Origin of the sequence: Candidatus Competibacter denitrificans Run_A_D11, assembly GCF_001051235.1 — a bacterium.
In the GTDB taxonomy this organism is placed as follows: domain Bacteria; phylum Pseudomonadota; class Gammaproteobacteria; order Competibacterales; family Competibacteraceae; genus Competibacter_A; species Competibacter_A denitrificans.
Window position 1 is genome coordinate 1 of record NZ_CBTJ020000069.1, and the last position, 11897, is coordinate 11897.

The window sequence follows — 11897 nt, forward strand, 5'->3', positions numbered from 1 at the left end:
TTACACAGCCATTTCGCGTATCGCACCCCCGCCGCCGTCTTGGCCCAGGAGGTCGCTATACTCTCTTAACCAGCGGAAGTCTTTTTTGGGGCACTACACGACAAGTCCAAGAGGAAGAACGGCTGCTGGGACTGGCTTGAGCTTAACGCGGGTCCTCACCGTCGGCATCGAATGCCAGCAGCGCCCGTTCCGTTTCGCTCAGCACCACCAGCAGCCCGGCCCGCTGCCGGTCCAGCCAGGCTAAATGTTGGCGCTGCTTGTCCAGGGTCTCTTCGTCGTTGGGGTCCGGTGCAGTGAGCGCGGTCGTCAATTCCGCAGCCGCTTCTTCCAGTTCGTCCAAGTCGTTCAGCAAATCCTGTCGCCGGTTTTGCAGTTCGTGAAATGTGGCCATCGCTCGCTCCAGCACCTGTCGCCGACGCCGAGATGGCCGGTTACGGCGTTATCTTGGCCGGTTGACCGCCCCAAGGCATGATCGGCACCGCCGTGACCGAATTCTTCGGCGAACCTTCGATCACTCGATCACTGTAGACCAGATAAATCAGCGTGTTGCGGGCTTCATCCAGAAAGCGCACCACCTGCATTTTCTTAAACAGCAGTGAGCGGCGCTCAGTAAACACTTCCTCACCATCCTTCAGTTTCTCTTTGACGCTGATAGGTCCAACTTGCCGACAGGCGATGGACGCATCCGAGGTATCCTCAGCCAATCCCAGCCCGCCTTTGATCCCGCCGGTCTTGGAGCGACTGACGTAGCAAGTGACGCCCGCCACCTTGGGATCATCGAACGCTTCGATAACGATTTTGTTATCCGGCCCTAACCACTTGAAAACCGTATCAACGCTACCGATTTCCTCAGCCTGCGCCGTCAGCGCCAGTGCCCCACCCAACAAAGTGCCTATCAGAATGCGTTTCATGCGCGATCTCCAGAGAATTAACAGAATGGCTGGCGAGAATACCGCAACTCGAATCGGCTGGTAATCAGCAATGATTAGCTGGCCAGCGGCCGCCGGCACAGCGACTCACTCCGGCAGCATCGCAATAATCAGCGATTTCAACGAAACCCCGCTGCCGCAGCAGAGCTGGCACCGCTTCGCCTTGATCATAGCCGTGTTCCAGCATCAGCCATCCACCCGGCAGCAAACACGCCGGCGCTTGGTTGATGATGGCCCGCAATGCCGCTAAGCCCTCTTCCTCGGCAATCAGCGCTTCAGGTGGCTCGAACCGCAAAGCACCCACCCGCCAGCGGGGATCGCTAACGGCAACGTAAGGCGGATTGGCGGCGATCAGATCGAAACGCTCACCGGCCAATGGCGCACACCAATCGCCGGCGCGGAATTCGAGATGACGGATACGCAGCCGTTCGGCATTGTGGCGGGCGATGGCCAGCGCCGCTGGGCTGCGGTCAGTCGCTACGATCCGCGCCAATGGCCGTTCGACCGCCAGCGCTAGCGCAATCGCGCCGCTACCGGTGCCCAGATCGGCAACTGCCACCGGTCGCTCCATCGGCAACCGCGCCAACGCCAATTCGACCAGCAATTCGGTTTCAGGGCGGGGGATCAACGTCTCGGCCGTCACCACAAGGTCCAACGACCAGAACTCCCGCCGCCCTAATAAATAGGCAACCGGCTCGCCAGCCAGCCGCCGCTCTAGCCAAGCGTTGAAGCGAGTGGTTTGCTCCAGATTAGGAACTTGATCCGGCCACGCCAGCAGGTAACTCCGCGAGCGCCCCAACGCAGCGGCAAGCAAGATTTCCGCATCCAGGCGCGCTGTCTCACTCGTTGCAGCCAATCGGTCGGCGGCATCGGCTAACAGCGCCCCAAGCGTGACCCTACTCACCCAGCAAGTGCCGCCAACTGATCCGCTTGATATTCCTGGATCAACGGCTCAATCACCGCATCGAGATTCCCTTCCAAAATATCGGGCAGCTTGTAAAGGGTGAGGTTGATCCGGTGGTCGGTGACCCGACCTTGCGGGAAATTGTAGGTTCGGATGCGCTCGGAGCGGTCACCACTGCCCACCAGCAGCTTGCGGGTTTGTGCTTGGGCGCTGGTCTGTTTTTCGCGCTCCGCTGCCAACAGCTTCGCCTGCAATAGCGACATGGCCCGCGACCGGTTTTTGTGTTGCGAGCGCTCGTCTTGGCATTCCACGACGATGCCGCTGGGCAAGTGGGTAATGCGGATGGCGGAGTCAGTCTTATTGACGTGCTGACCGCCAGCGCCCGACGCGCGGAAGGTATCGATGCGCAAGTCGTTTGCACCGATCTCCACTTCTTCGACTTCGGCCAGCTCCGGCAGGACGGCGACCGTAGCCGCCGAGGTATGAATGCGGCCTTGCGCCTCGGTTTCTGGTACGCGCTGTACCCGGTGCGCGCCGGATTCAAACTTGAGCCGCGAATAGGCACCCTGGCCGATGATACGGGCAATGGCTTCCTTATAACCGCCATGTTCGCCGACGCTTTCACCCAACAATTCCAGCTTCCAGCCACGTAATTCGGCATAGCGCATATACATCCTGAATAAATCACCGGCAAACAGCGCCGCCTCATCACCGCCGGTGCCGGCGCGGATTTCCAGAAACACATTGCCGGCATCGTGTGGGTCACGCGGCAGCAACAGCAATTGCAGGGTCCGCTCGTGCGCATCCCGACGGTTTTCGGCATCCAGCGCTTCGTCCTGAGCCAGGGCGCGCAATTCTGGATCGCTATCGCCAGCCATCTCGCGGGCGGATGCCAGATCATCCAGCACCCGGCTATAACCGCGAAAGCCTTCTACCACCGGCTCCAACTGCGCGTATTCCACCGATAAGGTACGAAAACGGTCGTTATCGGCGATCACGTCCGGTTCGGCCAACAGGGCACCAACTTCTTCATGACGAGCGGCCAACTGTTCCAGTTTGGCCAGCATGGATGGATTCATCGGTCGAATCCTTTGCCATCCAATTGATATAAACGCTTGATCGAATCCAGCATGTCAGCATCGCCTCGGGCAGCGGCCTCGCGCAAGCCAGCGCAGGGCGTATGAATCAGTTTATTGGTTAGGCCATCGGCCAGCATACGCAGCACCTCGGCGGGATTTTTGCCACGTTCGAGCTGTCCCAGCGCGCGAGCCAGGGCTTCGTCACGCATCGCTTCAGCCCGCCGACGTAGCAGACTGATGCCGGCGGCACTTTCTTGGACACGCACCCACCCCATGAAGTGCTCAACCTGATGCGCGATGATTTCTTCCGCCTGTTGCGCAGCGGCTTGGCGGGAGCGCAGATTTTCTTGAATGATGTCTTTAAGATCATCGACCGTATACAGATACACGTCATCCAAGTCTGCTACGGCAGCTTCGATATCGCGCGGCACAGCCAAATCGACCATGAACATCGGTCGGCGCCGCCGCTGTTTCAGGCAGGCGCCCACTTGAGCCGCCGTCAGCAGCAAATTGGGGCTAGAGGTAGCGGCAATGACGATATCGGCTTCCCCCAGATGACTGGGAATCTCCTCCAAGGCGATGGCGTAACCGGCGAAGCGGGCGGCCAGCGCGTGCGCCCGCTCTAGCGTGCGGTTGGCCACGATCAAGCGGCCGATACCGGTTTCATGCAAGTGCCGAACAACCAGTTCCGTGGTATCGCCCGCGCCAATCAGTAACGCAGTCCGTTTGGGTAAATCGGCAAAAATCTGTTTTGCCAGGCCGACCGCCGCGAAGGCCACCGACACCGGGCTGGCGCCGATGCGGGTATCGGTGCGCACCTGTTTGGCAACGGCGAAGGTGTGTTGGAACAGCCGATCCAGGATCGTGCCGAGGGTGCCCGCACTGTTAGCCGTCTGATACGCGGTTTTGACCTGACCGAGAATCTGCGGTTCGCCCAGTACCATCGAATCCAGCCCGGCGGCGACTCGTAAGATATGGCGCACGGCGCCTTGCTCGGTGTGCTGATACAGATAGGGCTGCAAATCCGTCGCACGTAGCTGGTGGTAATCGCCTAGCCATTGGGTAATCCGCTGATCGTCGGTTTCTTTCAGGCCGCAATAAAGTTCCGTACGATTACAGGTTGATAGGATAGCAGCCTCGTGGGCGCCGCCACTGGCGAGCAAATCCCGCAAAGCGGTATTCAGGCCATCAGGAGCAAACGCCACACGTTCGCGCACAGCGACCGGCGCGGTTCGGTGGTTAAGGCCAAGCGCCAACAAGGACATAACGGCGTAACTGGATCGGTCGGTTTCAATCCGCGCCCGTGATCGGGCGAAACAGTGTGGAAGAAGCGGCGCCTCTCCCAGGCACGATTATCCCTCTGAACAGGGAGGTTTCAAATCAGAGTTTATTTTTAGGAGTTACGCAGTTGGATCTCTAACACTCTGATTTTAAAAGAAATCGACTTGTGCGGTAGACAACCGAAATTTTCCATTAATCAATCACTTAGAATTTCAACTGCGTAACTCCTAATTTTGATGAAATTTTGCGGGATAAAACAAACGGATGACAAGGTCTAATTTCTACCCGATCATACGGCTAGTGAATCTTTTGTCTCGGCGGCGGCTCTCATTGGGTCGATTGTTGGGAATTAGGTGTAACGGGTTTAGCAACGATACTGCTCCGAGTGGCTCTGGCGACTGAACGTGATAGATAGATCTCTCTTGCCAATGAAAAATTTCTTAAGAATCTCTAGTTTTTTAGGCTTGCTATGGCTAGTGGGTTGCACAACAACGGTGGATGCGCAAGCGCCGGTTCAACCGGAGCCGGAATTTAAGATCCGGCCGCCGCTGGCATCGAACCCACGCGCCGAGCTGCTCTATCAAGTGCTCACGGCCGAGTTGGCTGGCAAGCGTGATCAGCTCGATGTGGCCCTGGCCAATTACCGGCAAGCGGCAGCTGTCACTGATGATCCAAAGATCGTAGAACGTGCCGCCATGCTGGCTTTGCTAGTCAAAGACAACTCGGCCGCTTTGGAACTGGCACAGCGCTGGCAAACGGTGGCGCCCAGCAATGACCAAGCCCGGCAAGCGATGGCGTTAGCGCTGTTGCGCAATGGCCGAGTCGAAGAAGCCACCGACTATCTTGAAACGGTTCGCCGTCTGGCTGCGGTCAAAGATAAGCAAGAGGGCTATGCGACCCTGGCTTCGCTGCTGACCCAAGCCGATGACAAGCAGGGCGTCCTGCGCGTGATGGGGCAATTCCGCGACCGCAACGCGCGTTCGGCCTTTGCCCACTACTATTTCGGTTTGCTGGCGGCTGCCTCTAACGAGCGCGATCAAGCGCTGGCCGCTATGAATCTGGCATTGGCTAGAGACCCGAAGATGGCGCCAGCCCATCAGTTGCGGGTTCGTCTACTGCTGGATCAGGGCAAGAACGATGCGGCAGTGACGGGATTGAGTCAGGCAGTCGTCGCCTTGCCGGGTGACCGCAATCTGCGCATGAACTATGCCCGCTTGCTGGTGGAAACCAATCAGCTTGAAAAAGCCCGCCGCCAGTTCGCGGCTCTGGTCAGTCAAAACCCCAAGGACACCGAATCCCTCTATGCGCTGGGTCTGCTGGCTGCGGAAGTCCGGCAGTTTGATTTGGCCGAAAGCTATTTTTTAGATCTGGTCAAGCGCAAGGTCCGCTTAGCGGATGCCTATTACGAGTTGGGCCGAATCGAGGAGCAACGGGGTGCTCCTGCCAAAGCCCGCGAGTGGTACGGGCGTATCAAGGGCGAGGAGCGCTATCTGAATGCCCAGATGCGCATGGGCGTGGTGATGGCCAAGATCGAGGCAATTCCGGCCGTCACCCAACATTTTGATACGCTGCGCCGCAATAACCCACAAAACGGCATTAGCCTTTATCTGGCCGAATCCGAGGCGTTGCGAGAAGCAAACCACCATCAGGCGGCGTTCGATACCCTCGACCGTGCCCTGACAGTCCACCCGGATGATAAGGATCTGCGCTATGCACGGGCCTTGGCTGCTGAACGGTTGGACCGCCTGGACGTGCTGGAACAAGACTTGCGCGCGATTCTTGTTGCCGATCCGAAGAACGGTCAGGCGCTGAATGCGTTGGGTTATACCCTGGCTGATCGCACCGACCGCCATCAAGAAGCGCTGGGTTATATCGAGCAAGCGTTGGCGCTTTTGCCCGAGGACCCGGCTGTGCTGGACAGCATGGGATGGGTGCAATATCGGTTGGGTAATCATTTGAAATCTTTGGAATTTTTGCGTCGGGCGTACCAGAAGAACCCTGATGCAGAAATTGCCGGCCACCTTAGCGAAGTTTTATGGGTCAGCGGCCAACGTGACGAAGCCAAGCGAGTTTGGCGGGCGGCATCCGCTAAGGAACCCGATAGCATCCAGTTGCGGCGACTGCGTGAGCGGTTTGGTTGGTAAGCGATGAATACCGTACCCTATTGGCACTGCTTTCACCTTTTGACCACCCGGCACGCCAATCGGTACGGATACCGGCTTGCCTCACTGGTGTTGGCCGCATTCCTGGCCGGTTGCGCAATACCGCCGTCTGTAGCGCCCATCAATGATCACGCCTGGATAACGCGCCAAGCGCAACTCAGTCGCTTGATCCGTTGGCAAGCGGTCGGCCGAATTGGCATCGTCAACGGTCAAGAAGGTTGGCACGCCTCGTTTCAGTGGGCGCAAGAGGAGACGGGCTACCGCATCGATCTGATCGGGCCGCTCGGCCAGGGTCGCGTACTGATCCGAGGAGAGAGTGAACAGGTCAGCATCCAAACCCAGGATGGTCAACAGCGCGTGGCGCCTGATGCGGACACCTTGGTGGCCGAAGCGCTGGGGGTTCGGCTACCTGTCAGCGGTTTGCGTTACTGGCTCCGTGGCGTCCCGGAACCGGGTCCAGTAACCAGTTTGCAAAGTGATACTACTGGCCGGCTGACCCGCTTGGAGCAAAACGGCTGGATCATTGATTATACGGACTATGCACCAGCCGCTGCCCACGAGTTGCCTACCCGTATCGCTGCTCACCGCCAGGATTTGAGCGTCAAGCTGGTGATCGAGCGATGGACACTATAGATCTGGAGGGTGCTCCCTGGCCGGCCCCGGCCAAGCTGAATCGGATGCTACGGATCGTCGGTCGGCGTGCAGATGGCTACCATTTATTGCAGACGGTATTCCAGTTTGTAGATCACTGCGACTGGCTGTGGTTTGCGCCGCGTGCGGATGGGCTGATCGAGCGAGTCGGCGAGGTGGCTGGTGTACCGACGGAAGCCGATTTGACCGTGCGCGCTGCCCGCCTTTTGCAAGCAGTGACGGCCAGTCCCTTGGGCGCGACGATCCGCATTGATAAACGGTTGCCCATGGGTGGTGGACTCGGCGGCGGCAGCTCCGATGCCGCCACTGCGCTGGTCGCTCTGAACCACTGCTGGCAAACCGGCTTGTCGCTGGAGGAATTGGCCGCTCTGGGGCTTCGGTTGGGCGCCGATGTCCCTGTGTTTGTCGGTGGCCTGGCGGCTTGGGCGGAAGGTGTCGGCGAACAATTAACGCCGCTGGTATTGGATGAACCTTGGTTTCTGGTCTTGGTGCCTGCCTGTCCAGTCGCTACGGGCGCTATCTTCACAGACCCGGAATTGACAAGAAACTCACCCCCAATCACAATAACCGACTTCGTGATGGGTGCAGGCGGCAATGATTGTGAAGCCGTAGTCTATCGTCGCCACCCGGCGGTTGCGGCGGCAGCGGCCTGGCTGGGCCAGTACGGACAGGCGCATTTGACCGGAACGGGTGCGTGTGTGTTCGCTGCATTTGATACGGAAACCGATGCTAAGCAGATCTTGGACCAGTTACCACCCAACTGGACCGGATTCGTCGCTCAAGGGCGGAATCGCTCGCCGCTGCACGAGCGCTTGGCGCGGGAACGCGCCGCGTGCGCTTAACTTGAAGCGCTACAGTTTTTTGGGCCGTCGCCAAGCGGTAAGGCACCGGATTTTGGATCCGGCATTCCCAGGTTCGAATCCTGGCGGCCCAGCCACTCTCCCAGAGCAAACCCACAGTAGGGAAAAACTCGCCGTGTATGAAGGTCGAATGATGGTTTTCGCGGGCAATGCCCATCCGCAACTGGCCCGCGATATCGTCAGCCATCTCGAACTACCCCTCGGTCAGGTTGTTGTGGGTCGCTTCAGCGATGGTGAAGTGATGGTCGAGTTGATGGAGAATGTGCGCGGCAAGGATGTGTTCATCGTTCAGCCAACCTGCTATCCCACCAACGATAACATCATGGAATTGCTGGTGATGGCTGATGCGCTGCGCCGTTCTTCGGCGGTGCGGGTCACGGCGGTCATCCCCTATTTTGGTTATTCGCGGCAGGATCGCCGGCCGCGCTCAGCGCGGGTGCCAATTTCCGCCAAAGTCGTCGCCAATATGATCACCAGTGTCGGTGTGGATCGGGTGCTGACCGTGGATTTACACGCCGACCAAATTCAAGGTTTCTTCGATCTGCCGGTGGATAATATCTACGCCACGCCGATGGCGCTGAACGATATTCGCGCCCGCAATCTGGGCGATTTGATGGTGGTTTCCCCGGATGTCGGCGGTGTCGTCCGTGCCCGCGCGCTCGCTAAGCTGCTGGATGATTCCGATCTGGCGATCATCGACAAGCGCCGACCTGCACCCAATCAGGCCCAGGTCATGCATGTCATCGGTGACGTGGAAGGCCAGCACTGTATCGTGGTGGACGATATGGTCGATACTGCCGGAACGCTATGCTTGGCTGCCAAGGCATTGAAGGAGCAGGGTGCCGCCTCGGTACGAGCCTATTGTACTCACGCCGTGCTCTCCGGTGCCGCCGTCGAAAATATCCGTAAGTCCGTGCTGGATGAACTGGTTGTCACCGATACCATCCCGCTGCGCCCAGCCTCGGTTGCTTGCCCGAATATCCGCCAGATCAGCGTCGCCGGCTTATTGGCCGAAACCATGCGGCGTATTCACCTTGAGGAATCGGTTAGTTCCCTGTTCATGTAAATTCGCCCACCGCTGCTGACTGAGCGGCGGATCGAATAACGGTGCGCTTGGTCGCGAGTGCACCGTCTTTTTATTTTTAACCTGATGGAGTGTATTGCTGATGAGCGTCACATTTGAATTGAAAGCCGAGCCGCGTGGCGATTTGGGGAAAGGTGCGAGCCGCCGCCTGCGCCGTGCCGGCAAGGTGCCAGCCATCCTGTACGGTGGTGGCCAAGACCCACAACCACTGGTTTTGAGCCATTTGGATATTCTCAACCAGCTAAAGAACGAAGCGGTTTATTCCCACGTCTTGACGTTGAGCTTCGGGGATCGCACTGAAAGCGTCGTGCTGCGCGATATGCAACGCCATCCGTTCAAACCAACCATCCTACATATGGATTTCCTGCGAGTCAGCGCGGATCGTAAGCTAACGGTGCATGTGCCCCTGCATTTCCTGAACGAGGAAAGCTCCCGTGGGGTCAAGCAGCAGGGTGGGGTGGTCAGCCGTGCATTGATCGATATTGAAATCGCCTGTTTGCCGAAGGATCTGCCGGAATTTATCGAAGTCGATCTCGTCAATCTGGGTATCGGTGACGCGCTGCACCTGACTGATATTCGGTTGCCGGCGGGTGTCGAACTGGCTGATCACATCGTCGCCGGTTCCGAGCAGGACCCTATCGTGGTCAGTATTCATCACGCGCATGGTGATGAAGGTGGCGCCAGCGCCGAAACACCGACCACCCCAGCCGCTTAAGATCGAGCGAGGCGTTGACTCTTGCCTGCCAGCGGTGCTGTTGAGAGTACCGCTGCCCGAACTGAGGGCAGCGGGCGCTCATCCCCGCTGCGCTTGCTGGTGGGCTTGGGCAATCCCGGCCCGCAATACGCGGATACCCGCCATAATGCGGGTTTCTGGTTAGTCGATGCGCTAGTCCGCCAGCAGTCGGCTCAATTTCGTCCCGATGCCAAGTACCACGGTGATACGTGTCGGATCACGCTGGCTGACCGGGATCTATGGCTGCTCAAGCCGATGACCTTCATGAACCGCAGCGGTCAGGCGGTTGCCGCGCTGGCCCGCTTCCATCGCATCGCACCCACAGAAATTTTGGTGATTCACGATGATTTGGACTTGCCGACCGGTACGGTACGGCTGAAACGAGGTGGGGGTGCCGGTGGCCACAACGGCCTGCGTGACCTGATCGCGCAGTTGGGTGGGAATGATTTTGCGCGGTTGCGGCTGGGTATCGGCCATCCTGGCGATAGCCGCGACGTGCTGGGTTACGTACTTCAGCGGACACCCGCGCCGGAACGAACGCTCATTGAAACCGCTATCGTCGATGCGCTGCGTGAAGTGCCACAGATTATCGCTGGCGAGTGGGCCAAAGCCATGCAAACGCTGCACAGCCGCCGTATCGAATCCGCTTCGGCTCCGGCGAGTCTTTCCGTAAACCGAGGATCGGGTTAAAAAAGATGGGTATCCAATGCGGTATTGTCGGTTTGCCGAATGTCGGCAAATCCACCCTGTTCAACGCCCTGACCAAAGCCGGAATTCAGGCTGAGAATTATCCTTTTTGCACCATTGATCCCAATATCGGGGTGGTGTCGGTCCCTGATCCCCGGCTGCAAGCGCTAGCCGCCATCGTCAAACCGCAGAAAATCATCCCGACCACTGTGGAGTTCGTCGATATCGCTGGTTTGGTGGCCGGTGCGTCCAAGGGCGAAGGGTTGGGCAATCAATTTCTAGGTCACATCCGCGAGACTGATGCCATTGCCCATGTGGTGCGCTGCTTTAAAAATGACGATGTGATTCACGTTTCCGGTGTCGTCAATCCGGGTTCTGATATTGAGACGATCAATACTGAACTGGCGCTGGCCGATCTGGCGACGATTGAGAAAGCGCTCTTGCGTGCCGAGAAAGCGGCCAAGGCCGGTGGTCGGGAAGCGCTCGAACGCAGGGCGTTATTGGAGCAGGTACGGGCACATCTCGATACTGGCGCACCGTTGCGCACTCTGACGCTGAGTGCCGATGAGCGCGAGGGTTTGCGGGAGCTGTTTTTGCTGACCGGTAAGCCGGTGCTGTATGTCGCCAATGTCGCTGAGGATGGCTTTACCGATAATCCGTTGTTAGAGCAGGTGCAAGCCATTGCTTGTGAAGAAGGTGCTGGGGTGGTGCCGGTGTGCGCAGCTATTGAAGCGGAACTGGCTGAATTGGATGATGCTGATAAGGCGGAGTTTTTAGCCGATTATGGCTTAGCCGAGCCGGGGCTGGATCGGGTGATTCATGCAGCGTATGCGTTGCTGGGGTTAGAAACTTACTTTACCGCTGGCCCTAAAGAAGTCCGTGCCTGGACGGTTCGCACCGGTTCCACGGCACCGCAGGCGGCCGGAGTGATCCATACTGACTTCGAGCGCGGCTTCATTCGTGCTGAAGTGATCGCCTATACCGATTACATCGCTCATAACGGGGAAGCCGGCGCCCGTGAAGTTGGCAAGTGGCGCTTGGAAGGTAAGGAGTATGTCGTACAGGAAGGCGATGTGATGCATTTTCGGTTCAATGTTTGACTTCAAGTCTATTTTTTCTTGACGCTTGAGAGTTGTATACCGATAATCACTAGCTCTTTTTTACCTCCCTCGTAATGGCTACGTAGCTCAGGTGGTTAGAGCACGGCACTCATAATGCCGGTGTCGGTGGTTCAAGTCCACCCGTAGCCACCATCTAATCAATCAGTTACGCGACTTTTCGATCTCTTTGTGTGTAAAGTGACTGTAAAACGACACGTCAAATGCGTCGCACCTTGACACATAAGATCTTCCCCCTAGGGGGAAGATTTGATGTGTCCAAAGACGGTGCTAGACATCGAAATCGGCGAGGCGATGACGGGGCAGCAACAATGTAAAACGACACGTCAAATGCGTCGCACCTTGACACATAAGATCTTCCCCCTAGGGGGAAGATTTGATGTGTCCAAAGACGGTGCTAGACATCGAA

12 protein-coding genes and 2 tRNA genes are annotated in these 11897 nt (G+C 57.9%); 9 read left to right on the forward strand and 5 right to left on the reverse strand.

Annotated elements, in window-relative coordinates:
• Positions 1–142: 142 nt before the first annotated feature.
• The 5 genes from BN873_RS13140 to hemA form a co-directional block, all read right to left on the reverse strand.
• Complete coding sequence (locus BN873_RS13140; protein WP_048674408.1) at positions 143–391, reverse strand: hypothetical protein; 249 nt, start codon at positions 389–391, stop codon at positions 143–145.
• A gap of 40 nt (positions 392–431) precedes the next feature.
• Positions 432–911, reverse strand: coding sequence for a CreA family protein (locus BN873_RS13145; RefSeq protein ID WP_048674409.1), 480 nt, complete (start codon positions 909–911; stop codon positions 432–434).
• A gap of 64 nt (positions 912–975) precedes the next feature.
• Positions 976–1833 carry a peptide chain release factor N(5)-glutamine methyltransferase gene (gene prmC / locus BN873_RS13150; protein ID WP_048674411.1) on the reverse strand — a complete coding sequence of 286 codons (858 nt, stop codon included), beginning with the start codon at positions 1831–1833 and terminating at the stop codon, positions 976–978.
• Positions 1830–2912 carry a peptide chain release factor 1 gene (gene prfA / locus BN873_RS13155; RefSeq protein WP_048674413.1) on the reverse strand — a complete coding sequence of 361 codons (1083 nt, stop codon included), beginning with the start codon at positions 2910–2912 and terminating at the stop codon, positions 1830–1832. Before prfA ends, prmC begins: the two co-directional genes overlap by 4 nt.
• Positions 2909–4177 carry a glutamyl-tRNA reductase gene (hemA, locus tag BN873_RS13160; protein ID WP_048674415.1) on the reverse strand — a complete coding sequence of 423 codons (1269 nt, stop codon included), beginning with the start codon at positions 4175–4177 and terminating at the stop codon, positions 2909–2911. Before hemA ends, prfA begins: the two co-directional genes overlap by 4 nt.
• 492 nt (positions 4178–4669) lie before the next feature.
• Here hemA and BN873_RS13165 point away from each other — a divergent pair, with 492 nt between their 5' ends.
• The 9 genes from BN873_RS13165 to BN873_RS13205 all read left to right on the forward strand — a co-directional run bounded on the left by BN873_RS13165 (position 4670) and on the right by BN873_RS13205 (position 11623).
• Complete coding sequence (locus BN873_RS13165) at positions 4670–6337, forward strand: tetratricopeptide repeat protein (RefSeq protein WP_171820479.1); 1668 nt, start codon at positions 4670–4672, stop codon at positions 6335–6337.
• Between the two features lie 3 nt (positions 6338–6340).
• Positions 6341–6988, forward strand: a complete 648-nt coding sequence (gene lolB, locus BN873_RS13170) for a lipoprotein insertase outer membrane protein LolB (RefSeq protein ID WP_048674419.1) — start codon at positions 6341–6343, stop codon at positions 6986–6988.
• Positions 6976–7848, forward strand: a complete 873-nt coding sequence (gene ispE / locus BN873_RS13175) for a 4-(cytidine 5'-diphospho)-2-C-methyl-D-erythritol kinase (RefSeq protein ID WP_048674421.1) — start codon at positions 6976–6978, stop codon at positions 7846–7848. The genes lolB and ispE overlap by 13 nt, the downstream gene beginning before the upstream one ends.
• Before the next feature lie 20 nt (positions 7849–7868).
• A tRNA-Gln gene (locus BN873_RS13180) sits at positions 7869–7943 on the forward strand.
• Between the two features lie 53 nt (positions 7944–7996).
• The gene (locus BN873_RS13185) at positions 7997–8932 is read left to right on the forward strand and encodes a ribose-phosphate pyrophosphokinase (protein WP_048674423.1); all 936 of its coding nucleotides are present in this window, start codon (positions 7997–7999) and stop codon (positions 8930–8932) included.
• A gap of 100 nt (positions 8933–9032) precedes the next feature.
• Complete coding sequence (locus BN873_RS13190; RefSeq protein WP_048674425.1) at positions 9033–9665, forward strand: 50S ribosomal protein L25/general stress protein Ctc; 633 nt, start codon at positions 9033–9035, stop codon at positions 9663–9665.
• A gap of 87 nt (positions 9666–9752) precedes the next feature.
• A complete protein-coding gene (gene pth / locus BN873_RS13195) occupies positions 9753–10373 on the forward strand; it encodes an aminoacyl-tRNA hydrolase (protein WP_048674428.1) in 621 nt (206 codons plus the stop codon).
• A 5-nt stretch (positions 10374–10378) separates the two neighbouring features.
• Entirely contained in the window at positions 10379–11470 is a 1092-nt protein-coding gene (gene ychF, locus BN873_RS13200; protein WP_048674427.1) for a redox-regulated ATPase YchF, read from the forward strand.
• Positions 11471–11546: 76 nt separating this feature from the next.
• Positions 11547–11623, forward strand: a tRNA-Met gene (locus BN873_RS13205).
• Positions 11624–11897 lie beyond the last annotated feature (274 nt).